This window comes from Mycobacterium numidiamassiliense (genome assembly GCF_900157365.1).
Taxonomy (GTDB): domain Bacteria; phylum Actinomycetota; class Actinomycetes; order Mycobacteriales; family Mycobacteriaceae; genus Mycobacterium; species Mycobacterium numidiamassiliense.
On record NZ_FUEZ01000004.1, the window covers coordinates 3,253,807 to 3,276,773 of the forward strand.

The following is a 22,967-nucleotide window of genomic DNA, read 5'->3' on the forward strand; positions in this document are numbered from 1 at the left end:
TGTGTGCAGGGTGGTTTGCGTTTCAGGCGATTGCAAACAGCAGCTACTGGGTGTCGTTAGCGCGGTCATGGCTTCTCTGCCCGTCACGCTAGCCTAAGAACATCGGCCATGCGGCCCCATTATAAAGCCCGCACGAGCGAGAAGTCAACGCGTCCAACGTGTTTGGGCGGTGGAGAAGCAGCAGCGATCAAGGTCGAACTCAGGCTTTTGTTGTTTTCCTTTCATACTCAAACACGTGTCATGGGCGCAACTGGGTTCCTTTCCTCGGCTGGTATGCCAAACTGCTTGCACCGCAATGTGTTTTGTGCAGATGTGTGGTTTCCAGTGTCGTTGGCTGGATTGACCGCACCAAGCCGACTGGTCGCAATCCGCCAGGGGAAGTCCGCGCCGTTGGTTGATGGCAAATTGCTAGAGGTCTAGTAATTGGAGCTGACTGACAATCCCCGGAGGGCGATTGCGTACGCCCGGTGCAAGACTGATGGGATGGACCGCGCGCAGTTGGTGTTCAGCGCCTTAACGGCGTTCGGCACGATCGGCGCCGCCTGGTCCGCTTTATATATAGCCACCCGCGACCGTGAAGACCGGAAGCCAGAACGCGACGCCGCCGACCTAGCACAAGCTCGGCTCGTCAAAATCGAGATCAAACGTCCTGGCACATACGAATACTCCGTCCGCGTCCGCAACTACGCCGCCCAGCCGATTCTCGACGTCTGCATCAACTCGGCATCTCTGCACACAGACCCCGACGCCACATGGCGCGCACCTGGGGAACGGCAGGTGCTTGAGATCATCGAACCGGATCGCGAGTCACTGTCCGAAGAAACCCTGCGGCTAGAGTTCATCGACGTCGACGTCGACGGCAACGAGAAGCGGACCGCGGAAGAGCCGATGCCGTCGCAGCGTGTTCTCCGACAGCTCGTTGTCGATGATCACAACGCGGCGCCGTGGCGAGGGGACGGTGAAGCGGTCGAGGAACAGGTCGCCGTCCACCAGGGCGCGGACAAGGTTCTCGACGAGGATCGTCTTGCCCGCCTTGTACTGCGCGGACAGCATTACCCGCCCACCATCCGGCGCCAGCCGGTCGATGAGATACGGCGTGGGTGCGTCTGGTTCGGCCAATAGGTTGGTCAGGTTCTTGACTGCCGGCAGAATGACCGGCGGGTGTTCTTCAGCGTCGAGTCGCCGGTTCGCTTCTCTGTTGATGCGAAGCTTCGTCATCTGGAATTGGACGCGCGTCTCTAGCTCGCAGTCATCACTGTCGCCGTATTCACCGGGCGGCGGGGGGCCGGGGGTCGTCAGGGTGGATGTCGGGCGGCACGACGTACAACTCGGGTGGTTCGATCCGGTTCGAGGCGTATGCGGCGCCGGCGTTCGGCGGCTCATACGCCTCGTGGCCGTTGGCGCGCAGGTCGTCGAAGATGGCTTTGCCACGGCCGATCTTCAGCGCTCATGCCGGCCGCCTCCTCGCCCACGAGTTCTCCGCGTGAAACTGCTGGCGTCGACGGACCTCGTCGGCGATATCCGACCAGTCCTCGGCGGCGGAGATGGAATGTGACGCTTCCGCCAACGCCTCCTGCGCCGCTTCGACCCGCAGCGCCCAATGCTGGGCGGCATCGAAGATCGCGGCCAGCTTCGCCGGGTGATCATCGGCTAGGGCACACCATTCCGGCGTCCCGATCATCGGGAAAGAACCGGGCCGCGCCAACACCGGCGCGACGAATTCATGGACCGACAACCAGCTCACGGCCTAAGACGACACGTAACGGGCTGGCGAGGGTAACGGTTGGGCGGCTGGCGCGAAAGCTGTATCCTGGGGTGGGTTGAAGCCGCCAAGCAAATCAACTTCCGCAACGCCACCCCTTGGGGTGGCGTTGTTCATTCCGGGCAACCCTCCAGCAGCGCGTCAACCTCGTCGAGGTCGAGCCGCACGATTCTGGGGCCGAGGCCGCGGTAGGCACGCAGCCGGCCCGCGGTGACCATTCGTTCCACGGTCACGTATTTGAGGCCGAGATATTCGGCGACTTCAGCCTTTGTCGCCCAGCGACGGCCAGCTTGGTTTGGTGAAACAGTGTCAACAGACGGCACGACGAAACCCCTCAAAGAGATGGTTTCGGTTGGCCACTGTCACCGAGCTTCGCCGAGGGGCGGGCCGCGACCCGAAGGTCACTTGGGTGGATCGAAAATCTTTAGACCCGTCGCCGGGTCACCCTCTTAGCTTCGTGCACAATCTATGCGCACCCTTGGGCCATCAGCGGCAACCCGTGCGTCTTCGGCGTGGCGTGTCAGAGCGGAGCCGTGATCTACGCCTCGTGATGCTCGACAAGTTCCGGTGCACCGCCCAAGACCTCACCTACCCGCCCTTCGGGGCTGGCCCATGTGGTTGCGGTTCGACGGCGACACCGATGACGTCCGGCGGAGGGATCGAGCCGAGTAGCGTGATTGGCCATGAGGCTTTACCGGAACCCCACGGAACCTCGTCGCGATTTCGGCGAGTTCACGGGGAGTTCACGGACCCCCTCGGCTAGGCCCAAATCACCCCCATTTAACTGCTGTTTCGACGTTTCTTCGATGCTGGGGGTCGACCAATCCTGCGCCATCGACCTGTAAACGATCCCCGGGAAGGGAACGAATGGACATCGCTACCGTCGACGAATTGCTGAGCACCACGCGGGCGGTACGCAAACGCCTCGACCTGGAACGCCCGGTCGGCCGCGAGGTGATCCTCGAATGCATCCAGCTGGCGATGCAGGCGCCCACTGCCAGCAACACGCAGGACTGGCGCTGGCTGGTGATCACCGATGCGGACAAGCGCGCCGCGATCGCCGAGATCTACCGCAGCATCGGCGCGCAGTACCTGGCGTACGCGGCCGACAACGCGACGGACCCGCAGACGCGGCGGGTTTACCAGAGTGCGATGAGCCTGACCAAGACGCTGGCCCAGGTGCCGGTGCACGTCATTCCGTGTCTTGAGCAGCGCATCGACGGTGCGGAGCTGGGCGTCGCCGCGGCGGCGTGGGCGTCGATCATCCCGGCAGGGTGGAGCTTTCTGCTGGCGCTGCGCTCGCGTGGGCTCGGATCGGTGTGGACGACGATGCATCTGTTCAAGGAGCGTGAGGTGGCCGAACTGCTCGGCATTCCGCCCACGGTCACGCAGGCCGCGCTGTTCCCGGTCGCCTACACGATCGGCACCGACTTCCGGCCGGCCGAACGGCCGCCCGCGGAGACCATCACGTTCTGGAACAGTTGGATACCGGCCGACGGAGACCACTGATGCAGTCCTACACAGTGCGATTCCACGTCGACGCGCCGCCGCGCAGAGTCTGGCGGGTGCTGCATCCGCCGGTGCCGCCGAACGCGCCCAGGCCGCGGGTGCTCGAGTGGCCGGGCGGCAGCATGGAAATCCTGAACGAAGGCAACGAAGCCGGTGAGGGCCTGGTCCGAACCTGCATCTTTGAAGTGCCCAGGTATCTGTTGTCCGGTGGCAGGGCGCGGTCATGGGAAACCGTGACCGAGGCCGAGCTCAACAAGCTGTCCCGGTACATCGCGGTCGGAGCGCCGCTGTGGTCTCGCGCCGAGGGTTACCATCAACTCGACGAGCAGTCCGACGGCTCCACTGTGCTCACCTTCCACGAGACTTATCACGCCTACAACCCGGTGCTGCGCTTCTTCCTCGAACGACCGGTGCACGCCAAGATCTCGCGCGACAACCTCGCGGTCTACGAGCACGCACTCGGGTACGCCGGTGAGGTGCGACGGCTGTCATAGGAAATTTGCGCGGCAGCCCGGAAGTCTGATGTCGAAAGGGTCCCGACATGGCAATCGAGCCTGGCGCGCTGATTCCGCTCGATTCGCTCACCGTCGACGTGCTCAGCGACAACGTCAGCGACACCTATGTCACCAAGACACCCTTCGCGCAAGCCGAGCTTGCGAACGTGGTGGCCGCCGGTGCCAAGCTGATTTCGGGGCAGAACTTGCTCATCGCCAACCTCGGCTACGGCCTGCGCCTCACGTCGCGAGCCGGGTCGGTTGAACACGTGATGTTGTTCGACACCGGTACCGAGGGGGCAGTGTTCATGCGCAACTGTGCCAGCTTGGGCATCGACTTCGGCGAAGTCGAAGAAATCGCGATCACCCACGGTCACTGGGATCACATGGGGGCACTGATTGACGCGATCGACGCGACCGTCGCGCGGCGAGGGGCAGTGACCGTTCACGTCAATCCACTGATGTTTCGGGAGCGGGCAGTGACTCTCGCAGACGGCCAGGTCGTGCCAACCGAGAAGGTGCCGACACCAGAGGCGATGCGCGCGCATGGCGCGGCTGTCGTCAACGACGCCGACGAGCGAAACCTGCTCGACGGCCACTTCTATTACAGCGGGGAGATACCGCGGGTCAGCTCCTTCGAGACGGGCCGCTCGGATCACCTATGCCGCGAGTCCGACGACGTGGATTGGCAACCTGATCCCCTGCTGATGGATGAGCGCATGCTTGTCGCTCACGTGAACGGCCTGGGCCTGGTGGTCTTCAGTGCCTGCTCGCATGCGGGCATTGTCAACGTCTGCACCGAGGTCGCCCGCCGCTTCCCCCGCACGCCGATACATGCGGTGATGGGAGGCTTGCACCTCGGGGGCGTAATGGAGCGGATCATTGGCGAGACGGTACGGGGCCTGGCACCGTTCGACATCCGCTACATCATTGCCGGCCATTGCACCGGGTGGCGTGCGGTTCATGCCCTTGCCAGTGCCTATGGCGATCGGGTGAGCCAGTCTGCGGTCGGAACGAGCTACCGATTCCAGGCCGAATAGGCAGGAATGTGAAATGGGCTGTTCGCCCCGGTAAACTCCGGTGTTATGGGTTTTAAAGCTGCGCCTGTTGCGGCGAGAGTGGCCACCGCGGGATTGCTGCTAGCGGGCTGGGGTGTGGCCGCGGGTGCTGCCGGCGCGGATCCCGAGCCCTCACCAACCCCGTCGCCCGCTCCCGCTTCCCCGGCGCCCGCGACCGCCTCCAACACGCCTGCGGGCGCCCCGGCGGCGGCACCGAAAACGGCCATCGACAAGGACGGCACCTACGCCGTCGGGACCGATATCGTCCCGGGCACCTACACGACCGCGGGGCCGGTCGGCAGTGGCACCTGTTATTGGAAGCGCACGGGCAACCCCGACGGCGCCCTCCTCGACAACTCTCTGAGCAAGAAGCCGCAGGTCGTGCAGATTCAGCCGACGGACAAGGCGTTCAAGACCGACGGTTGCCAGCCCTGGCAGCTGAACCCGGACGCCACTCCGCCTCCCATGGCCTCGGGACCGCAGGTGCAGGCCGGTCTGGGCATCCTGAACGGGGTGCTGGCCCCCAATGGGCCGCCGGCGCCGAGTGCACCACCGCCGGCTCCCAGTCCCGATCCCAATGCGCCAGCGCCCGCAACAAGCCCCTCGCCTGCCCCGAGCGCATCACCCACGCCTCATTCCTGATCGCGCCTGACGGGACGGCGGTGACCAGCAACATTCTCGGCCCCGATTGCTTTTAGCTAGCGTGGCGGCCGTGGCCCCTGCACAACAGATTGTCGTGATCGGTGCCGGAGTCAGCGGCCTGACATCGGCCGTGTGTCTGGCCGAAGCGGGCTGGCCGGTGCGCGTGTGGGCGGCCGCGCTGCCACGACAGACGACCTCGGTGGTTGCCGGTGCGGTATGGGCGCCGCCGCGGCCGGCCGAACGCGCCACGAGCACGCTGGCGTGGACCGAACATTCGCTGCGGATGTTTCGGGAACTGGCCGACGATCCCGCCACCGGGGTACAGCTGGCACCCGCGATGGCCGTGGGCGAATTGACCGCTGAAGAGGCGATGTCGTCGGCAGCGACCCTGATCCCCGACCTGCGCCCGGCTGATCCACACGACATTCCCGAGGGATTCCGTACCGGGTTTCGCGCCACCATGCCGATGATCGACATGCCGCGATACCTCGACTATCTGACACAGCGGCTCGCCAAGGCCGGGTGCGAGATCGAAGTGCATCCCGTGCAGTCGTTGGCCGAAGCGGCCGAGGCAGCACCGATTGTCGTCAACTGTGCCGGTCTCGGTTCCCGCACGTTGGCCGGCGACGACACGATGCGACCGCTCTTCGGTCAGCATGTGGTGCTGTCCAATCCTGGTCTGCGGCAACTGTTTCTCGAAGTGGGCAGCGACCCGGAGTGGGTCTGTTACTTCCCCCACCCCCAGCGCGTGGTGTGCGGCGGTATCAGCATCCCCGGGCGCTGGGACACCACCCCCGATGGCGACGTGACGGATCGAATCCTGCAGCGCTGCCGCCGGATCGAGCCACGGCTCGACGGCGCCGAGGTAATCGAAACGATTACCGGGCTGCGGCCGGACCGCCCGTCGGTGCGGGTGGAGGCCGAGTCGCTGGGGCGGGCGCGCTGCGTCCACAACTACGGCCACAGCAGCAACGGGGTGACACTGTCCTGGGGTTGCGCGCGTGACGTGGTGCGCCTGGTCGGCGCTGACCGCTAACCGGCTAGCGCGGTCTCAACCGTCGTATAGGTGGGCAGCAGGGGACGCAGTCCGCACTTGGCGATCGTTCGGGCCACGATCGCCTGGCTGGTGACCAGCCTCAGATCGATGCCGCGAACGCGGCATTGTGCCGCCTCGTGCGCCAAGACGGCATACCCGCGCGATCCCATGAAATCCAGCTCGCGAACGTCGATGACGAACAAACCAGGTGCGACGGCGCGGGCGGCGCCCTGACTCAGCAGGTGCTGCCAGATGGTCTGGTTGCTGGCGTCGATGTCACCGCCGACATGCACGACGACCGAGGAACCGGTGCATTCGGTGATCGCCCGCAGACCGCTTTGTGTGTCGGAATCCTGCGAAACGATGTAGCTGTCGGCCGGCGAGGATGTACCAAAAGAGGCACTGTCCGTCATTGCGGCATCCCGTCGTTTTGTGCTGTAAGGGCGATGCCGCCCTTTCCCGAAAAGGTGGCTGGAGTTGCTGCCAAACCGGAGGCTGGGTCGGGTTTCGCGGCGGTGCTCAGCATATGTGCAATTAGGATTTGCCGAAGTGAAATTGAGCAAAATCGATCGTCGAAGATGTTCAATCCGCGCGGCCGAGTCGAAGCCGAAGCTAACTGTAACTCTTACTATTTCAGTAACCATTACCAAAATTAGCTGAACTGTAAGACACCGCCAATGCGCCGCGATGGCTCGGGTGCTAACGGCTACCGCCGCGTGGTGCGTCGCAGGTCGCGGCTTGCCAGCGACAGCAGCCAACTGACGATCGACAGCACGATCGCGGCCCAGATCGCGGTCCACCAGAAGTGATCGATCTGCAGTCCCCAGTGCGTGGTGTGTTCGGTGATTCGGGCGGTGAACCACAGCATCAAGGCGTTGACGACGACGTGGAAAAGACCGAGCGTCACGATGTAGAGCGGGATCGACAAAAACTGCACGATCGGCTTGATGACCGCGTTGACCAGGCCGAAGATCACGGCCACCACGAAGATGATGCCGACTTTCTGCAAGGTCGTGTCGCCGCCGACGAAGGTCAGGCCGTGGACGAACTTGGTGACAACCCACAACGCCAAGCCAGTCAACGCGGCGCGAATCAGAAAGGGGCCCATACCGAGAGATCCTGCCATTTAACCTGGTTGCTTGTCCGTGCCACAGCGGAATTGGCTGCTGGACAACCGAATTCAGTCTTAGAGGGCCTCAGTTCAGCGCGTAGAAGCGTTGCGCGTTCAACCCGCCGATCTTTTCCCGGGCCTCCTCGCTGATGTCCGCGCGGGTTCGCAGATGCTTGGTGCTCTCCGGCCATTCGCCGTCCCAGTGCGGGTAGTCGCTGGCGAACATGATGAAATCCGCGCCGAGCACGTCGATTACGCCGGGCAGGATCGGTTCTTCCGGCTCGCAGGTCACCCAGATGTTGCCGGCCCGCAGATAGTCGTGCGGATCGCGGCGCCAGCCGCGCTCGACCCAGTCCCCCCGCTTCTCGTAGTGCTCGTGCAGGCGATCGATGAAGAAGGGAACCCACCCCGCGCCCGCCTCCAGGAACGCGACCCGCAATTGTGGATGCCGCTCGAAGACGCCGCCCGACACCAGCGCCGTCATTGCCGTCATCTGGTCGAAGGGAAAGCTGATGCAATGCACTTGGATGTAATTGGTGAACCGGTCGACACCGATCTTCGGCAGATGAATGCCGGGGGCACCGTGAATGCCCAGCGGCATCGCAAGCTCCACGGCGGCCGCGTAAAACGGATCGAGATCGGGATGGTCCAGGTTGCGCGTCTTGAGGGCCGGCGGCACGAGAGTCGCCACCAGCCCGAGTTCCTTGGCCTCGGTCATGACGTCGATGGCCAGCTTCCCATGCTCGATCGGAACCACCGCCACGCCCCGTAACCGACCACCCGACGAGGCACAGTAATCCGCGATCCAGCTGTTGTAGAGCCTCGCGAATCCGGCGGCGAAGTCCGGATCTTCGAGGCTGGGCGCGCACAGTCCAAGGCTCGGATACAGCACCATCGTGTCGATGTGATCGCGGTCGGCATCACCGAGCACGCCTTCCGGCGACGAGCAGTTGATGTTGGGTGACTTGCTGATTCCGTGTTCGGGCGGACAACCGGCGCCGGGACCGCGGTCCTCGGGGTAGTAGCGGCCCTCGATCATCAAGCGCAGCCGCCGGTCCGCGCTCGGCTTGACGTGATCCGGCCAGCGTTTGATTGCTTCGATCGCAAGTGAGGAGTTCTCCGCGACATGTCCATCGGCATCGATGATTCGCATATCTGCGGAACTTACTCTCACGAATTGCTTGTTCATACGCCTCGCGTCAGCGCTTCGGTTACGACACGATGCTGACGTGACAACTCAACGTCTCACTCCCGATCAACGCAACTCGTTCCTCGCGGCGATGCTGGGCTGGACGATGGATGCCTTCGATTACTTCATCGTGGTCTTCGTCTACGCCGACATCGCAAAGACCTTCCACCACAGCAAGGCCGAGGTGGCGTTCATTACCACCGCCACCCTGGCCATGCGCCCAGTGGGCGCGTTGCTGTTCGGGCTCTGGGCCGACCGCGTCGGCCGGCGGACCCCACTGATGGTGGACGTGATCTTTTACTCCGTCGTCGGCTTCCTGTGCGCATTCGCACCCAACTTCACCGTGTTGGTGATCCTGCGGTTGCTCTACGGCCTTGGCATGGGCGGCGAATGGGGGCTGGGCGCAGCGCTGGCGATGGAGAAAGTCCCCGTCGAACGCCGGGGCTTTTTCTCCGGGCTACTGCAGGAGGGCTACGCGCTCGGCTATCTACTGGCAAGCATCGGGTCGCTGGTGGTGATGGATTGGCTGGGGTTGTCCTGGCGGTGGTTGTTCGGCCTATCGATCGTCCCGGCGTTGATCAGCCTGATCATCCGGTATCGAGTGGAGGAGTCCGAGGTGTGGGAGGCCGCCCAGGACCAATTGAAGGTCACCAACACCAAACTTCGCGACGTGCTGCGCAACGGCGCCGTCGTCCGCCGATTCTTCTACCTGGTGGCGCTGATGACGGCATTCAACTGGATGAGCCACGGCACCCAGGACGTCTACCCGACTTTCCTGACGTCCACCACCAACCACGGCGCCGGGCTGGACAGCGTGACCGTCAAATGGATCGTGGTGATCTACAACCTTGGCGCCATCGTCGGGGGGCTGTACTTCGGCACGCAGTCCCAGCGGTTCAGTCGCCGCTACACCGTCGTGTTCTGTGCGCTTTTGGGCCTGCCGATCGTGCCGCTGTTCGCTTACTCGCGCTCCGCGGCGATGCTGTGCCTCGGCGCGTTCCTGATGCAGGTCTGCGTGCAGGGCGCCTGGGGTGTGATCCCCGCGCATCTGACCGAGATGTCGCCCGACGCCATCCGCGGTCTGTACCCCGGTGTTACATACCAGCTCGGCAATCTGCTGGCGGCGTTCAATCTGCCCATCCAGGAGCGACTGGCGGAGTCGCACGGGTATCCGTTCGCGCTGACCGCGACGATTGTGCCGGTCTTGCTAGTCGTCGCGATACTCACGCTGATCGGCAAGGACGCGACCGGGCTCCGCTTCGGTACCTCCGAAAGTGCTTTTCTCCCAACAGGAGCGACGTAGTCCCTTGAATCACTGAAGCGTGCGCCGCAACATGTGCATGGCGACGGTCGTCGAGCGCTCACGAACATCGGACCGGTTTCCGGGCAGCCGCAGGGTGCGGGTGTCGGTGCGGCCGTCGGCGAGTTTCACCGTGAAGCACACGGTCCCCACCGGCTTCTCGGCCGTTCCCCCACCCGGACCGGCAATCCCGGTGATCGCGACCGCGGTGTCCGCATCGAAGCGCCGCAAGGCGCCGGTTGCCATGGCCTCGGCCACCGGTTCGGATACCGCGCCGTGCGCCTCGATCAGCGCCGGATCGACGCCGAGCAGCTCCGCCTTCGCATTGTTGGAGTAGCTCACCACGCCGCCCATCACGTAGTCGGATGAACCCGGACGGTCGGTCAGCCGAGCCGCCAGCAGCCCGGCCGTACATGATTCCGCGGTCGCTATCCGGCGCCCCGACAGCAATTGCGCGACGAGATCGTCGATGTGCGAACCGTCTTCGGAGTAGATCTGCTGGCCGTGCTCGTCGCGCAGCAGCTGCGTCAGCCGCGCGTAGGCCCCGGCCGCATCGGGCTCGTAGCGGGTCACCATTTCGATTTCTCCGCGCCGCAAGCAGGTGGTGATCTCCAGCGAGTCGAATCCGGGGACGGACGTCTCGGCCGCCCGCAGCGTCTCGGCCAACCCTGACTCGGGCAGCCCGAACATGCGAATGGTGTCCTGGCGGTAAATCGTGCGGCCGGCGATCGCATCCTGGGCCCCGGGTGTCTCGATCGCCTTGAACCACATGGGCTGAAGCTCACGGGGCGGTCCCGGCAGGACGATCACCGTCGGCTTTCCCGACACCACCACGCCCGGGGCGGTGCCCACCGGATCGAGCACCTGGGCTCCGGTGGGGATCATGGCCTGCTTGCGGTTGGCGGCGCGCACCGCGTCGAAGTTGTCCGGATTGAAGTGCGCCATAAGCTTTTTGAGGATGTTGGCGATCTTGTTCTCGAGCTCTTCGTCGAGCACCAACTGGTGTCCGCAGAAGCGGGCGACCACTTCGACAGTCATGTCGTCGGCCGTCGGCCCCAGCCCGCCGCTGGTGACGATCAGGTCGACATCCTGGTCGGCCAGGAAGCGCAGTTGGGCTTCGATGTCGGCAGGGCGGTCGCCGCAGATCGTGACGTGCGCTAACTCCACGCCCAGTTCCAGCAGTCGGTCCGCGATCCACGGGCCGTTTCTGTCCTGGACACGTCCGGTGAGGACTTCGGTTCCGGTGACGACGATGCCTGCGCGCGCGCTCACCGGCATGAGCCTACGCACCCCTGATCGGCGGCCGGGCGACCGGCGTCGAGTGTGCATCCTTGGCGTGCAGTGTGCGTTGACGGCGGGGACACGCCGGTCGAGGCTGCCCTGGACGCACGCACGAAGCCGTCAGCGCACGCTCGACGGGCGCCTAACAGTCTTTCCGAAACACGCTCGGCTGCGGGACTAGTCGGCGGCGAGAAAACGCTCGACGGTGGCGACCTTCTCAGTCATCGCGTTACTGGTACCCGCCCGCGAGTCGACTTTGATGACGGTGCTGACCCGCGGTGCCCGGGCGGCCACGGCCTCGACGGCCCGCTGGACGACTGCCATGACCTCTTCCCACGTGTCGCCCTCGATCACGGTGAACATCGAATCGGTCTTGTTGGGCAGGCCGGAATCGCGAACCACCCGAACCGCTTCGGCGACGATTTCGCCGACACCCTCGCCCACGCCGAGCGGGGTTACGGAGAACGCGACGAGTACGGACACCCGACGAGCGTATCCAACCCACGGCCGGCCTGGCAGCATCGAGCCCGTGCGGGTTCTGGTGCAACGAGTCTCGTCGGCCACGGTCTCGGTCGACGGCCGCGAGGTGGGTGCCATCCGGCCGCACGGACAGGGCCTGCTGGCCTTTGTCGGTGTCACCCACGGTGACGACAGCGACACTGCGCGGCGCCTGGCCGAAAAGCTGTGGAACCTGCGCATTCTCGACGACCAACGGTCCGCGGCCGACGTGCGCGCGCCGATTCTGGTGATCAGCCAGTTCACTCTTTATGCCGACACCGCCAAGGGACGCCGGCCGTCGTGGAACGCCGCCGCGCCCGGTCCCGTCGCCGAGCCACTGGTCGCCGCGTTCGCGGAGGCGTTGCAGGCGTTGGGCGCCCACGTGCAAACCGGCGTTTTCGGGGCGAACATGCAGGTCGAATCGATAAACGACGGTCCGGTCACGGTGTTGCTCGAGCTGTGAGGCCGCCGCGGCAGGTACTTTGGTCACGTCGGCTACGTAATTGCGAAGCGGGACGGAGAGCCAGATGTTGCACAACACGCGGGTGCCCGCTGACATGGCCGGTCGTTCATGAGTACGACACCTGAATTTGGCTCGCAACGTTCCGACGAAGACGAATGGGACATCGTCAGCAGTGTCGGCTACACCGCGCTGCTGGTGGCGGGATGGCGTGCGCTGCACGCCTTGGGCCCCCACCCTCTGGTCCGAGACGAATACGCCAAGGATTTCATCGCCGCCTCACAGGACCCGTATTTGGCGGACGTGCTTGCCAACCCGGGGACCGGCGATGACGAAACGGCGTTCCCTCGCCTGTACGGCGTGCAGACCCGGTTCTTCGACGAGTTCTTTCAGTCCGCTTCGGATGCGGGTGTCCGGCAGGCGGTCATCGTTGCCGCCGGTCTGGATACCCGGGCGTATCGCCTCGAATGGCTAGACGGGACAACGATTTACGAGATCGATCTGCCGAAAGTCTTGGAGTTCAAGGCGCATGTGTTGGGCCAGCAGGGTGCTGAGCCCAAAGCCCACAGGAGCGAGGTCGCCGCCGACCTGCGCACCGACTGGTCCAGGGAGTTGGAAGCCGCTGGCTTCGATACCGAAATTCCCAGCGCCTGGTCGGTGGAGGGGATACTGCCCTACCTGACCGATGACGCCCAAAACACGCTCTTCACCCGGATCAGCGGACTCAGTGCACCGGGCAGCCGAATTGCCGTGGGCGCGTTGGGATCGCGCCTGGATCGCGTACAGCTCGAGGCTTTGGAGACAGATCATCCCGGGGTCAACAAGTCTGGAGAGGTCGACTTTTCCGCGCTGACCTACGAGCCGGCATCCGACCCCGCGGAGCGGCTGGCCGCGCACGGATGGGTCGTCGAGCCCGTGCGCAACACGCTGGAGTTGCAGGCCGGTTACGGCATGACGCCGCCCGACGTGGACGTCAAGATCGACAATGTCATGCACTCGCAGTACATCACTGCAACTCGGTAAAGGGGGTCGAGGTGGTGACGATGACGATGCTCTCCCCCGCCGATGCCATCGCCGAGATCGCGGCCAGTTCAGCGGGGCCGGCCGTCGGCGCGTTCTTCGATCTCGACGGCACCCTGGTCGACGGCTTCACCGCGGCGGTTCACGTCGGCGACCGAATCCGGCGCCGGCAAGCCGGGATCGGCGAGTTGCTGGGGGTGTTAGAGGCCGCGCTGCGCTATCGGTTCGGCCGCCTGGAATTCGAGCACCTGCTGGTCCGGGCCGCCGGATATCTGCGCGGCGAATCGCTCACCGACCTCGACGACTTGGGTGAGCGACTGTTTGTCGAACGCGTGGCGGCACGCGTGTTCTCCCCCATGCAGGAAATCGTGCAGGCGCATCAGGAGCGCGGGCACACCGTGGTGCTGAGTTCCTCAGCGCTGTCGATTCAGGCCCTGCCGGTCGCCCGCTTCCTGGGTATCGCCAACGTTCAGTGCAACCGTTTCGAACTCGACGAGAGTGGGCGCTTGACGGGTGGAATCGTCAAACCGATCGTGTGGGGGGCGACGAAGGCCGCGGCGGTCCAGCAGTTCTGTGTCGGTAATGACGTTGCGGTGCAAGGCAGTTACTTCTACGCAGACGGCGACGAGGATGCGGCGTCGATGTCGGTCGTCGGCTTCCCGCGTCCGGTGAACCCCCGCTCGGGGCTTGCCGCGGCGGCAGCGACACACGGATGGCCGGTGATGTGCCTGACCTCGGGCCGGCGCCGTCCCATGCGGACCCTGCGGTATCTGGCGCAGCACGTGCGCCGCGACCGACCGGACGCTTAGGGCGTCAGCAGAATCTTCACCTCGTCGCCCGACCGCGACTCGGCCGTCGCATAGGCTTTCGCGGCTTCGTCCAACGGCAGTGTCGTGGTGAAGATGCCGTCGACATCAAGCCGGCCCGATTGCAGCAGCGGAATCAGCTCCGGCCACGTGCGCTGCACCGGCGCGGTCGTCATTCGAATTGTGATGCTGCGAATCAGGCAGCCCAAAGCGTTGAGCGGAAACGGATTCATGTCGTGCACGCCGACCACCGAAACGGTGCCGCCGGGCCGCACCGCATTGATCGCCTCGGTCAGGGATGCGTCGGTAGCGACGGCATCGATCACCGCATCGGCCCCGCGTCCACCGGTGGCCGCCAGGATGGCCTCAAGTGCCGGCGCCTTGACGGGTATGGCGCCCCACTGCGCCGCTCGGTCAAGGCGGCCGTCGACTATATCTACCGCGAAAACCCTTGCAGCGCCCTGAAATACCGCGCTTCGAAGTGCGCACAATCCGACCGCCCCGAGGCCGATCACGGCCACAGTGCCGCCGTACGGAATGTCGGCGCGCTGCGCAGCCGCCCAGCCGGTCGCAAGGTTGTCGGTGAGCAGCAGCGCCTGTTCGGTGCTGATGCCTTCGGGCATCTTGAGCAGCTGAAAATCGGCGGCCGGCACGGCGAGCAGATCGGCCTGTGCGCCGCCGAGCACGCCACCGCCGAAGATCTGAAAACCGGAGTGGCACATCACCGGATCGCGGGTGGCGCACCCCGGGCAGCCGCCGCAGCCGGTCACCGACGAGATCATGACGTGATCGCCGACCCGGACGGTGCGCACGTCGGGCCCCACTTCCACGACGGTGCCGACCGCTTCGTGGCCCAGCGCGATCGGGTCGGGCATCGGAAAATCGGCCTCGTAGAAATGCAGGTCGGATCCGCAGATGCCGGCGGCGGTCACTTCGACGATCGCTGCGTCGGGTCCCAGAAGTGCCGGATCGGGGCGGGTGTCGACCCGGATGTTGCGGGGGCCGTCGACGACTACGGTGCGCATATTGTCGTGTTCACTTTCTCGGTCGCATTAAGAACTTCGGTGTCGCACTACGAATTGTGACCAATCGGGCTCGCGGATGGCCGCCCAGTATTCGTTGAGCCGCCACGGGCTGACGGTGTGGATCTCCCCGTCGGCGTTCTTGAAGTACGAGTGTTTGACGGCGGGGTGTGACCACACCATTTTCTTGATCTGGGTCTGCGTCCGCTGATGCCAATCGGTGGCCGCCTCGGGCCGCGGCTCCACGGAATGAATGTCGGCCTCGGCCAACCGCTGCAGGCACTGGTCGACGTAGCGCATCTGCAATTCCGACTGGAAGATCAGGCTGCCGCCGTGGGCGAGGTGCGTTCCGGGCCCGTACACGATGAAGAAGTTGGGAAAGTCCGGGACAGTGATGCCCAGGTAGGCATACGGCCGGGTCCCCCACATATCGCGAAGATCAATTCCGTTGCGGCCGGTCACTTTCAGCGGCCACAGCACATCGGTGTGCCGGAATCCGGTGGCGTAGACGATGACGTCGGCGTCGTGGCTCGCGCCGTCGTCGGTGACCACGCCGCGGGCGGTGATCTCCCGGATCGGGGTGCGCACCAATTCGACATTGTCTCGCTGCAACGTTTGCAGCCAGCTTCCGTTGTCCTGCAGGGTCCGTTTGCCGCACGCGGGATAGTCGGGCATGACCTTGGCAAGTAACTCCGCTGAGTTCGGGTCGTCGCCGACCTGGCTGGTGATCCACTGCGAGAACATCATCTGCGCTGCGGCGTTGATATCGCTGACGGCGTGGTCGGAGTCTGCGTAGTTCGGGTCGCCCTCGGCGGCATCGAGGCCCTTGTCGGATCCGGGCCATAGCACCAGGAATCGGTACCACCGTCCGTAGCACGGCAGGTGGCGCATCGCCCAGCGCACGCCGTCACCGACCTCGTCGTGGTACATCGGATTGGGGAACATCCACTGGGCGGTCCGCTGGAACACGGTGAGATGCTCGACCGTGTCGGCGATGGCCGGCGCGATTTGAAACCCGCTCGCGCCGGCCCCGATGAGTGCGACCCGCTTGCCGGTCAGGTCGACCGAGTGATCCCACGCGGCGGAGTGAAAGGATGGCCCCTCGAACGTGTTTGCGCCGTCGAATTCGGGAATGTTCGGGCGGTTGAGCTGGCCGACCGCGGTGATGATGGCGCGTGCGCGCACCGTGTCCGAGTGGCCGTCGGCGCCGCGCAGCGAGACTGTCCACATGCCGTCGTCGTCGTCCCAGTCGGCCGCGAGAACCTCGGTGTTCCACCGCACATGCTCACTAAGGTCGTGCTTCGCCATCACCTTGGTGAAGTAGTCCTGCAGCTCGTACTGCTCGGCGAAGAAGTGGGTCCAGTCATTGTTGGGTTCGAAGCTGTAGCAATAGAAATGGTTCGCCACATCCACGCGGGCCCCGGGATAGCTGTTCTCCCACCATGTTCCGCCCGGGCCGGCGTTCTTCTCCACGATGGTGAAGGGGATGTTGGCCTGCCGAAGCCGGATGCCCGCCAGGATGCCGGACTCGCCGCACCCGACGACGACGACCGGCAGGTCACCCGCGCGCTCGGGCGCCAGTGCCGTTGGGCGGCGGGGATCGACCCCGTCGAGATCCAGCTCCTCGGAGACCAACGCCAGGTAGTCGTCGGGGACGTGCTCGCAGGCCGCCCAGTCCATCATCTCCCTGATGAGTTCGGGGCTCAGCGGTGCCGGCTCGGGGCAGCCCCGGTCCCGGTACTCGGTGATCACCGATAGCGCCTCGGCGCGGGCGCGAGCCTTGTCCTCTTCGGACATGAATCCCTGCACCTCGTTGAGGAAGATGCCCATCTGCTTGAAGTCGCGGATAAACCGCGGGTCGCCGGTGATGTGGACGAGTGACAGCAGCAGCGTGGGGATGCTGACGTCCTCCAGCGCTGTCGCGATCTCGGGTGTGGACGTGTCGAAAGGCTCGCCGGCGTAGAGGCTGCGCATCGGGCCGATCCTTTCGGTGGACGGGGCACCCCAATTACGCTACTGACCGTTTCGTAATTGGCAGAACTACGCTACCCTCTGCCGCCGGAGCGGATCAAGGGCTCTCGGCGCCCCGGGCTCCGGCGGGTTTGTCTACGTCGTCCCGGGATAGCAAGTTTTCGGGGCCGTGAACCTTGTTAATATCTGATTCGTGGCTGCCAGAGATGGCTGGTTGGTGCGCCGCGCTCAGCGCGGCGGCGATCCCGTTTCATCCGACGGTTAGGAACGGAATTGACGCGCAACCGATTTGGCGCCACGGTGAGTCTCTTGGCCAGCGGTGCACTGATCTTGTCCGGGTGCGGGGCCGACAAGAATGCCGAGGGGACTTCGACGTCGACCCCATTCGCGGTGACGGTGAATTGCGGCGGAAAGGCGACGCTGAAGGCGAGCGGGTCGACGGCCCAGGCCAACGCGATGACCCGCTTCGTGAAGGCGTTCGAACAGGCCTGTCCCGGTCAGACCCTGGACTACACGGCGGACGGTTCGGGCGCCGGCATCAGCGAATTCACAGGCAACCAAACCGATTTCGGTGGCTCGGATTCACCGTTGGCCCCCAGTGAATACGACGCGGCGCATCAGCGGTGTGGCTCGCCGGCGTGGGATCTGCCGGTCGTGTTCGGGCCGATCGCGATCACCTACAACGTCAAGGGCGTGACGTCGCTGAATCTCGATGCTCCGACGGCGGCGAAGATCTTCAAAGGGGCCATTACCAGCTGGAACGATCCGGCGATCCAGGCGCTCAACCCGGGCGTGACACTGCCCGCCGAGCCCATTCGCGTGGTGTTCCGCAGCGACATGTCTGGGACCACGGATAACTTCCAGAAGTACCTCGATGCGGCGTCCAGGGGCGCGTGGGGCAGGGGCACCGGCAAGGCGTTCAACGGCGGTGTCGGTGAGGGCGCCAAGGGCAACGACGGCACCTCATCGGCCGTGAAGACCATCGAGGGGGCGATCACCTACAACGAATGGTCGTTCGCCGAGGCGAAGAAGTTGAGCATGGCAAAGATCGTCACCCCGGCCGGCCGGGATGCGGTGGCGATCAGCACCGACTCGGTTGGCAAGACGATCGCCGGCGCCGCAGTCGTGGGGCGGGACAACGACATGGTGCTGGACACCGTGTCGTTCTACAACCCGACGCAACCCGGCGCCTACCCGATTGTGATGGCGACCTACGAGATTGTCTGCTCGAAGTACGCGGATCCGCAGGTCGGCACGGCCGTACGGGCATTCCTGGAGAGCGCCCTGGGGACCGGGCAGGATGGCTTGGCGGACAACGGATATATCCCGATTCCCAATGCGTGGAAGTCGTGGTTGTTGAATTCGGTCAATGCCATCAGCTGACTCAGGCCCGGCCTAGGCAACCAGGCAACCGCTGGCGAGTCCGTCGGCCCCGCATCGTTGTGACCGGCGGTCACTGTGCGGATTTTCCGCAGCCACGGCCTTGTGACTATCCGTTCGGCTGCGAAACAATGAAACGTCACGTCGGAGATCGTGCCGGCGGACGACTCGGAGGCCAAACCGGAGGTGAATACCGTGGCCCCATTACTCACCGCCTGTGCTGGATTTCTGTTCGCGGTCTTATGGATGGACCTGATTTTTGATTCTCAAATCTTCGGTCACCGCTCGGCCGGCGAGGAACTTCCCGAGGCGGTACTGGCGTCCATCGCGGGCTACTACCACCGCGCAACGACCACATCCCGACCGATGAGCCGACTGATCGCGCTCTTCATGTTTATGTTGTTGGGCGCCTTAGGATTTCAGGCAACACGAGGCCGTGATCCAGGTTGGCTACTGCTGATGTCGGCTGGGCTGGCCGGCGTCCCGACGATGCTGGCACTGACGCAAACCGTCCCCGACGCGGTTCGGCTCGGACACCGCGGGGACGGCGCGCCCGAACAAACCCGCCTGGCCCGGTCGGTCTGTCGCGACCACCTCGTCTGCGCCGGATGCATGTTCACGTTCCTGGCCCTGTGGGTGGTTCGTGCTCTGATGATCTAGGCGCCGGGCGACACGTCGTAGTTGGTGGGCGCTAATCAGGGGGCCCTGGCCTCGTCATGGGCGCCCGTACTAAACTAGAACACGTTCCAGTTCGGCGAGCGTCCCAGGAGTTGTAATGCACACCCCTATTTGCGACGAACTCGGTATCGAGTTCCCGATTTTCGCCTTCACCCACTGCCGCGATGTTGTCGTCGCCGTTAGCAAGGCCGGCGGGTTCGGTGTGCTCGGCGCGGTCGGCTTCACCCCCGAGCAGCTGGAGATCGAGCTCAATTGGATCGACGAGAACATCGGTGACCATCCCTACGGTGTCGACATTGTCATCCCGAACAAGTACGAGGGCATGGACTCGCACCTGTCGGCGGAAGACCTGGCCGAGACACTGCGCAAGATGGTGCCGCAGGACCATCTGGACTTCGGAAAGAAGATCCTCGCCGACCACGGTGTCCCGGTGGAGGACAGCGACGGTGACACGCTGCAGCTGCTCGGGTGGACCGAGGCAACCGCCACGCCACAGGTCGAGGTGGCGTTGAAGCACCCGAAGGTGAAGATGATCGCCAACGCGCTGGGCACCCCGCCGGCCGAGATGATCAAGCACATTCATGACGCCGGTCTCAAGGTGGCCGCGCTGTGCGGCTCCCCCTCGCAGGCCCGCAAGCACGCCGACGCGGGCGTCGACATCATCATCGCCCAGGGCGGCGAGGCCGGTGGCCACTGTGGCGAGGTGGGCTCAATTGTGTTGTGGCCACAGGTCGTCAAGGAGGTCGCGCCGAAGCCGGTGCTGGCCGCGGGCGGCATCGGCAGCGGCGAGCAGATCGCCGCGGCGTTGGCGCTGGGCGCGCAGGGAGCGTGGACCGGTTCGCAGTGGCTGATGGTCGAGGAATCCTCGAACACACCGGTTCAGCAGGCGGCCTACGTCAAGGCCGGCAGCCGCGACACCGTGCGCAGCCGGTCCTTCACCGGCAAGCCGGCCCGGATGCTGCGCAACGACTGGACCGAGGCATGGGAGAAGCCAGACAACCCGAAGCCCCTCGGCATGCCGCTGCAGTACATGGTGTCCGGCATGGCCGTACGGGCCACGAACAGGTACCCCAACGAGTCCGTCGACGTCGCCTTCAACCCGGTCGGTCAGGTGGTCGGACAGTTCAACAAGGTGGAAAAGACGTCGACCGTCATCGCACGCTGGGTGCAGGAGTACCTGGAAGCGACCAACAGGCTGGACGAACTCAACGAGGCCGCCAGCGCCTGACGGCTACTCGTCTTCGTCGACCTCGTACTTGCCGCCGGTGAAGACTTCCTTGGTCCTGTCGACCGCGTGCGTCGCGATGTCGATGGAATGCTGCACGATGCTGCTGGCGCCGCCCGCGACGTCGCCGCGGATGATGTCACTGACGTTTTCGACGATGTCTGAAGCCTTTTCGACCGCGTGGGTCGCAATGTCTTTGACCGCGTCGACGGCATCTCGGGGATTGACGGCCATTCGAGTCTCCAATCGTTGGGGGACTTTGATACGACTGTAGCCGCGTCAGTAGTTCACCAGCGTGCGCCAATACTCCTCGGGGATCTCGCCGCCGGAGCGCAATATCCGGGCCAGGCCGACGGCCATCGCGATGCCGAGCAGGCCCAACCATAAGCCCGCCACCGCGATGATCGTCCAGAGCACGGCGGTGACGGCCGGCCACGGCGAGAACACGGCGAGCACCGGGGCAAAGAAGAAGCCGGTTCCGACGTACCACGCCGAACCGGCGCGATCAGACGCGAGGACGAAACGCAGCCAGCGCGGCACCACAACTGTGGCCGGCTGGTCGTTGCGCATGATTACGTCACCCGCCGGGTGGGAAGAACCCCGCTCCGGTGAACCAGCCGGGCTGCCACCCCTGTGCACCCAGGCACAGCATCGGCAGCCCATCGGGCGTCTGCGCCGCGGACTGCGGGCCCGGGCACTTTGCACCGTTCTGTTGGACTCCGTAGAGCGGATACGAGATGACCCAGTACCCGATGGTGGCGGCCGGGAATTGGTTGGGCGGCGGGAAATGGCAGGCCTCGGCCTGGCCGCTGGGCCCACGTCCGAAAATGAAGCGCTCGTAGTTGTCGCACGGTGCGCCGAACGAGGCCTGGTAGTTCATGTTAGGTACGTCGCCCTCGTAACCGGCGGCGGCGCTGGGCGCCACGCTGATCGTCGCGCCGGTTATCGCAATGGCGCCGAGTACTTCGCGAATCATCTTCCGCCCCGTTCATGAGTCGCCGGTGACCTGCACCAAAGCATATCCACTGTGCTCCGGGCTACAAGGCCCAGGCGGTTCCTGTCCGGACGGGGCAGGGTTTCGGTGCTTTTTGCGCTCTCCCCCGGCCCACGACGAATGGGTGGGTGAACATGTTGCAATTTGGGCTCGACGATCTTGCGTGGATGCTTCCCAAACGTGGTCTAGCAATGGTTTATTTGGCACAGACGACGACTAGACGACTTCGTATCGAGGAGTGGGACCTTGTCAACTTCTAAGACGACCACCAAGCCGGTCCCGAATCTGCCTGCCGGGTTCGACTTCACCGACCCGGATATCCACGCCGAGCGGCTGCCCGTCGAGGAACTGGCCGAGCTGCGTCGGACCGCGCCGATCTGGTGGAACGAGCAGCCCGCCGGTTCCGGCGGATTCGATGACGACGGCTACTGGGTGGTGTCCAAGCACAAGGACGTCAAAGAGATCTCGCGGCGCAGCGATGTGTTCTCCAGCCTGCAGAACACCGCCCTGCCCCGCTACCGAGAGGGCACGGTCCGCGAGCAGCGCGAGACGGGCAAGTTCGTGTTGCTCAACATGGACGCTCCGCAACACACTCATCTGCGCAAAATCATCTCCCGCGGCTTCACCCCGCGGGCGGTCGAGCGGTTGCGCGAAGACCTCAACGAGCGCGCCCGCCAGATCGTCGCGTCGGCCGCCGCGCAGGGCTCCGGCGACTTCGTCGAACAGGTGTCGTGCGAACTACCGCTACAGGCCATCGCCGGGCTGATGGGTGTGCCGCAGGAAGACCGCATGAAACTGTTCCACTGGTCCAACCAGATGGTGGGCGACATGGATCCTGAGTTCGCCCGCAACGACGCCATGGGCGCCTCGGTCGAACTGATCACCTACGCCATGCAGATGGCCGCCGACCGGGCGCAAAACCCCGGGGACGACATCGTCACCAAGCTGATCGAGGCCGACGTCGACGGTCACAAGCTTTCCGACGACGAATTCGGCTTCTTCGTCATCCTGCTCGCCGTCGCGGGCAACGAGACCACCCGCAACTCGATCACCCAAGGCATGATGGCCTTCACCGACTTCCCGGAGCAATGGGAGCTGTACAAGCGGGAGCGTCCCGTCACCACGGCCGACGAGATCGTGCGGTGGGCCACCCCGGTGACGTCGTTCCAGCGGACCGCGCTGGAGGACTACGAGCTGTCCGGCGTGCAGATCAAAAAGGGCCAGCGAGTCGTCATGGTCTATCGCTCAGCCAATTTCGACGAGGAAGTCTTCGAGGACCCGTTCAGCTTCAACATCCTGCGTGATCCCAACCCGCATGTGGGATTCGGGGGCACCGGCGCTCATTACTGCATCGGAGCCAACCTGGCGCGGATGACGATCGACCTGATGTTCAACGCGATCGCCGACGCCATGCCCGATCTGGAATCCGTTGGCAAGCCCGAGCGGCTGCGGTCGGGCTGGCTCAACGGAATCAAGCACTGGCAGGTCGACTACCACACCAACGGCGACCAGAAATGTCCGGTCGCATAGT

Annotated in this window: 26 protein-coding genes; 13 read left to right on the top strand and 13 right to left on the bottom strand. The window is 64.6% G+C overall.

Features of this window, described 5'->3' with window-relative positions; all coding sequences use genetic code 11:
* Nucleotides 1-831 precede the first annotated feature (831 nt).
* From MNAB215_RS30860 to MNAB215_RS30590, 3 genes are all read right to left on the bottom strand, one after another.
* Complete coding sequence (locus MNAB215_RS30860) at nucleotides 832-1,383, bottom strand: AAA family ATPase (RefSeq protein ID WP_083746235.1); 552 nt, start codon at nucleotides 1,381-1,383, stop codon at nucleotides 832-834.
* Nucleotides 1,384-1,447: 64 nt separating this feature from the next.
* Complete coding sequence (locus MNAB215_RS23905; protein ID WP_077080993.1) at nucleotides 1,448-1,744, bottom strand: DUF2742 domain-containing protein; 297 nt, start codon at nucleotides 1,742-1,744, stop codon at nucleotides 1,448-1,450.
* A gap of 131 nt (nucleotides 1,745-1,875) precedes the next feature.
* Complete coding sequence (locus tag MNAB215_RS30590; RefSeq protein WP_077080994.1) at nucleotides 1,876-2,085, bottom strand: helix-turn-helix transcriptional regulator; 210 nt, start codon at nucleotides 2,083-2,085, stop codon at nucleotides 1,876-1,878.
* Between the two features lie 544 nt (nucleotides 2,086-2,629).
* Between MNAB215_RS30590 and MNAB215_RS23915 the strand changes: the two genes are divergently transcribed.
* The 5 genes from MNAB215_RS23915 to MNAB215_RS23935 all read left to right on the top strand — a co-directional run bounded on the left by MNAB215_RS23915 (nucleotide 2,630) and on the right by MNAB215_RS23935 (nucleotide 6,501).
* Nucleotides 2,630-3,271, top strand: coding sequence for a nitroreductase family protein (locus tag MNAB215_RS23915; protein WP_077080995.1), 642 nt, complete (start codon nucleotides 2,630-2,632; stop codon nucleotides 3,269-3,271).
* Nucleotides 3,271-3,765: an SRPBCC family protein gene (locus MNAB215_RS23920; RefSeq protein WP_077080996.1), complete on the top strand. Its 495-nt coding sequence runs from the start codon at nucleotides 3,271-3,273 to the stop codon at nucleotides 3,763-3,765. Before MNAB215_RS23915 ends, MNAB215_RS23920 begins: the two co-directional genes overlap by 1 nt.
* Before the next feature lie 47 nt (nucleotides 3,766-3,812).
* Complete coding sequence (locus MNAB215_RS23925; RefSeq protein ID WP_077080997.1) at nucleotides 3,813-4,805, top strand: MBL fold metallo-hydrolase; 993 nt, start codon at nucleotides 3,813-3,815, stop codon at nucleotides 4,803-4,805.
* Nucleotides 4,806-4,850: 45 nt separating this feature from the next.
* Nucleotides 4,851-5,465 carry an Rv1352/Rv1906c domain-containing protein gene (locus MNAB215_RS23930; RefSeq protein ID WP_077080998.1) on the top strand — a complete coding sequence of 205 codons (615 nt, stop codon included), beginning with the start codon at nucleotides 4,851-4,853 and terminating at the stop codon, nucleotides 5,463-5,465.
* Between the two features lie 70 nt (nucleotides 5,466-5,535).
* On the top strand, nucleotides 5,536-6,501 hold the full coding sequence (locus MNAB215_RS23935; protein ID WP_077082284.1) for an FAD-dependent oxidoreductase: 966 nt from the start codon (nucleotides 5,536-5,538) through the stop codon (nucleotides 6,499-6,501).
* On the opposite strand, the gene MNAB215_RS23940 is transcribed toward MNAB215_RS23935, so the two are convergent.
* The 3 genes from MNAB215_RS23940 to MNAB215_RS23950 all read right to left on the bottom strand — a co-directional run bounded on the left by MNAB215_RS23940 (nucleotide 6,498) and on the right by MNAB215_RS23950 (nucleotide 8,765).
* On the bottom strand, nucleotides 6,498-6,914 hold the full coding sequence (locus MNAB215_RS23940) for an anti-sigma factor antagonist (RefSeq protein ID WP_077080999.1): 417 nt from the start codon (nucleotides 6,912-6,914) through the stop codon (nucleotides 6,498-6,500). The genes MNAB215_RS23935 and MNAB215_RS23940 overlap by 4 nt on opposite strands.
* Nucleotides 6,915-7,207: 293 nt before the next feature.
* The gene (locus MNAB215_RS23945) at nucleotides 7,208-7,609 is read right to left on the bottom strand and encodes a phage holin family protein (RefSeq protein WP_077081000.1); all 402 of its coding nucleotides are present in this window, start codon (nucleotides 7,607-7,609) and stop codon (nucleotides 7,208-7,210) included.
* An 88-nt stretch (nucleotides 7,610-7,697) separates the two neighbouring features.
* Complete coding sequence (locus tag MNAB215_RS23950) at nucleotides 7,698-8,765, bottom strand: amidohydrolase family protein (protein WP_077081001.1); 1,068 nt, start codon at nucleotides 8,763-8,765, stop codon at nucleotides 7,698-7,700.
* Between the two features lie 76 nt (nucleotides 8,766-8,841).
* Here MNAB215_RS23950 and MNAB215_RS23955 point away from each other — a divergent pair, with 76 nt between their 5' ends.
* Nucleotides 8,842-10,104 (top strand): MFS transporter, encoded by a 1,263-nt coding sequence (locus MNAB215_RS23955; protein ID WP_165691609.1) that lies wholly within the window; start codon nucleotides 8,842-8,844, stop codon nucleotides 10,102-10,104.
* A 9-nt stretch (nucleotides 10,105-10,113) separates the two neighbouring features.
* Here MNAB215_RS23955 and MNAB215_RS23960 read toward each other — a convergent pair whose 3' ends face one another.
* Together MNAB215_RS23960 and MNAB215_RS23965 are read right to left on the bottom strand one after the other, a co-directional pair.
* Nucleotides 10,114-11,373: a competence/damage-inducible protein A gene (locus MNAB215_RS23960; RefSeq protein ID WP_483869956.1), complete on the bottom strand. Its 1,260-nt coding sequence runs from the start codon at nucleotides 11,371-11,373 to the stop codon at nucleotides 10,114-10,116.
* A 186-nt stretch (nucleotides 11,374-11,559) separates the two neighbouring features.
* Nucleotides 11,560-11,865: an MTH1187 family thiamine-binding protein gene (locus MNAB215_RS23965; protein WP_077081004.1), complete on the bottom strand. Its 306-nt coding sequence runs from the start codon at nucleotides 11,863-11,865 to the stop codon at nucleotides 11,560-11,562.
* 46 nt (nucleotides 11,866-11,911) lie between these two features.
* Between MNAB215_RS23965 and dtd the strand changes: the two genes are divergently transcribed.
* The 3 genes from dtd to MNAB215_RS23980 all read left to right on the top strand — a co-directional run bounded on the left by dtd (nucleotide 11,912) and on the right by MNAB215_RS23980 (nucleotide 14,169).
* Complete coding sequence (gene dtd / locus MNAB215_RS23970; RefSeq protein WP_077081005.1) at nucleotides 11,912-12,343, top strand: D-aminoacyl-tRNA deacylase; 432 nt, start codon at nucleotides 11,912-11,914, stop codon at nucleotides 12,341-12,343.
* 108 nt (nucleotides 12,344-12,451) lie between these two features.
* The gene (locus tag MNAB215_RS23975; RefSeq protein ID WP_077081006.1) at nucleotides 12,452-13,363 is read left to right on the top strand and encodes a class I SAM-dependent methyltransferase; all 912 of its coding nucleotides are present in this window, start codon (nucleotides 12,452-12,454) and stop codon (nucleotides 13,361-13,363) included.
* Between the two features lie 20 nt (nucleotides 13,364-13,383).
* Nucleotides 13,384-14,169, top strand: coding sequence for an HAD family hydrolase (locus MNAB215_RS23980; RefSeq protein ID WP_077082285.1), 786 nt, complete (start codon nucleotides 13,384-13,386; stop codon nucleotides 14,167-14,169).
* Here the strand turns inward: MNAB215_RS23980 and MNAB215_RS23985 are convergent.
* Nucleotides 14,166-15,191: an alcohol dehydrogenase catalytic domain-containing protein gene (locus MNAB215_RS23985; RefSeq protein WP_077081007.1), complete on the bottom strand. Its 1,026-nt coding sequence runs from the start codon at nucleotides 15,189-15,191 to the stop codon at nucleotides 14,166-14,168. The genes MNAB215_RS23980 and MNAB215_RS23985 overlap by 4 nt on opposite strands.
* A 27-nt stretch (nucleotides 15,192-15,218) precedes the next feature.
* Nucleotides 15,219-17,162: a flavin-containing monooxygenase gene (locus MNAB215_RS23990; RefSeq protein WP_077081008.1), complete on the bottom strand. Its 1,944-nt coding sequence runs from the start codon at nucleotides 17,160-17,162 to the stop codon at nucleotides 15,219-15,221.
* A 270-nt stretch (nucleotides 17,163-17,432) separates the two neighbouring features.
* Here MNAB215_RS23990 and pstS point away from each other — a divergent pair, with 270 nt between their 5' ends.
* The 3 genes from pstS to MNAB215_RS24005 all read left to right on the top strand — a co-directional run bounded on the left by pstS (nucleotide 17,433) and on the right by MNAB215_RS24005 (nucleotide 20,445).
* Complete coding sequence (gene pstS, locus MNAB215_RS23995) at nucleotides 17,433-18,542, top strand: phosphate ABC transporter substrate-binding protein PstS (protein ID WP_077081009.1); 1,110 nt, start codon at nucleotides 17,433-17,435, stop codon at nucleotides 18,540-18,542.
* Nucleotides 18,543-18,734: 192 nt separating this feature from the next.
* Entirely contained in the window at nucleotides 18,735-19,199 is a 465-nt protein-coding gene (locus MNAB215_RS24000) for a hypothetical protein (protein WP_077082286.1), read from the top strand.
* 115 nt (nucleotides 19,200-19,314) lie between these two features.
* A complete protein-coding gene (locus MNAB215_RS24005) occupies nucleotides 19,315-20,445 on the top strand; it encodes a nitronate monooxygenase (RefSeq protein WP_077081010.1) in 1,131 nt (376 codons plus the stop codon).
* A gap of 3 nt (nucleotides 20,446-20,448) precedes the next feature.
* Here the strand turns inward: MNAB215_RS24005 and MNAB215_RS24010 are convergent, their stop codons facing one another.
* From MNAB215_RS24010 to MNAB215_RS24020, 3 genes are read right to left on the bottom strand one after another with little or no spacing between them, the layout of a single operon-like run.
* Nucleotides 20,449-20,676 carry an Rv1893 family protein gene (locus tag MNAB215_RS24010; protein ID WP_077081011.1) on the bottom strand — a complete coding sequence of 76 codons (228 nt, stop codon included), beginning with the start codon at nucleotides 20,674-20,676 and terminating at the stop codon, nucleotides 20,449-20,451.
* Between the two features lie 45 nt (nucleotides 20,677-20,721).
* The gene (locus MNAB215_RS24015) at nucleotides 20,722-21,012 is read right to left on the bottom strand and encodes a hypothetical protein (RefSeq protein ID WP_077081012.1); all 291 of its coding nucleotides are present in this window, start codon (nucleotides 21,010-21,012) and stop codon (nucleotides 20,722-20,724) included.
* A 7-nt stretch (nucleotides 21,013-21,019) separates the two neighbouring features.
* Nucleotides 21,020-21,418: a hypothetical protein gene (locus tag MNAB215_RS24020; protein ID WP_077081013.1), complete on the bottom strand. Its 399-nt coding sequence runs from the start codon at nucleotides 21,416-21,418 to the stop codon at nucleotides 21,020-21,022.
* A gap of 264 nt (nucleotides 21,419-21,682) precedes the next feature.
* On the opposite strand from MNAB215_RS24020, the gene MNAB215_RS24025 reads away from it, so the two are divergent.
* Nucleotides 21,683-22,966 (top strand): cytochrome P450, encoded by a 1,284-nt coding sequence (locus tag MNAB215_RS24025; protein WP_077081014.1) that lies wholly within the window; start codon nucleotides 21,683-21,685, stop codon nucleotides 22,964-22,966.
* The last annotated feature ends 1 nt before the right edge of the window (nucleotide 22,967 follow it).

Coding starts and splice junctions, on each gene's coding strand:
- MNAB215_RS23950 (WP_077081001.1), bottom strand. CDS start 8,765: ATGCGAATCATCGATGCCGATGGACATGTCGCGGAGAACTCCTCACTT.
- MNAB215_RS23985 (WP_077081007.1), bottom strand. CDS start 15,191: ATGCGCACCGTAGTCGTCGACGGCCCCCGCAACATCCGGGTCGACACC.
- MNAB215_RS24005 (WP_077081010.1), top strand. CDS start 19,315: ATGCACACCCCTATTTGCGACGAACTCGGTATCGAGTTCCCGATTTTC.
- MNAB215_RS23945 (WP_077081000.1), bottom strand. CDS start 7,609: ATGGGCCCCTTTCTGATTCGCGCCGCGTTGACTGGCTTGGCGTTGTGG.
- MNAB215_RS23980 (WP_077082285.1), top strand. CDS start 13,384: ATGACGATGCTCTCCCCCGCCGATGCCATCGCCGAGATCGCGGCCAGT.
- MNAB215_RS23990 (WP_077081008.1), bottom strand. CDS start 17,162: ATGCGCAGCCTCTACGCCGGCGAGCCTTTCGACACGTCCACACCCGAG.
- MNAB215_RS23920 (WP_077080996.1), top strand. CDS start 3,271: ATGCAGTCCTACACAGTGCGATTCCACGTCGACGCGCCGCCGCGCAGA.
- MNAB215_RS23925 (WP_077080997.1), top strand. CDS start 3,813: ATGGCAATCGAGCCTGGCGCGCTGATTCCGCTCGATTCGCTCACCGTC.
- MNAB215_RS23975 (WP_077081006.1), top strand. CDS start 12,452: ATGAGTACGACACCTGAATTTGGCTCGCAACGTTCCGACGAAGACGAA.
- MNAB215_RS24020 (WP_077081013.1), bottom strand. CDS start 21,418: ATGATTCGCGAAGTACTCGGCGCCATTGCGATAACCGGCGCGACGATC.
- MNAB215_RS24010 (WP_077081011.1), bottom strand. CDS start 20,676: ATGGCCGTCAATCCCCGAGATGCCGTCGACGCGGTCAAAGACATTGCG.
- MNAB215_RS23915 (WP_077080995.1), top strand. CDS start 2,630: ATGGACATCGCTACCGTCGACGAATTGCTGAGCACCACGCGGGCGGTA.
- MNAB215_RS23940 (WP_077080999.1), bottom strand. CDS start 6,914: ATGACGGACAGTGCCTCTTTTGGTACATCCTCGCCGGCCGACAGCTAC.
- MNAB215_RS24015 (WP_077081012.1), bottom strand. CDS start 21,012: ATGCGCAACGACCAGCCGGCCACAGTTGTGGTGCCGCGCTGGCTGCGT.
- MNAB215_RS30860 (WP_083746235.1), bottom strand. CDS start 1,383: ATGAGCCGCCGAACGCCGGCGCCGCATACGCCTCGAACCGGATCGAAC.
- MNAB215_RS23930 (WP_077080998.1), top strand. CDS start 4,851: ATGGGTTTTAAAGCTGCGCCTGTTGCGGCGAGAGTGGCCACCGCGGGA.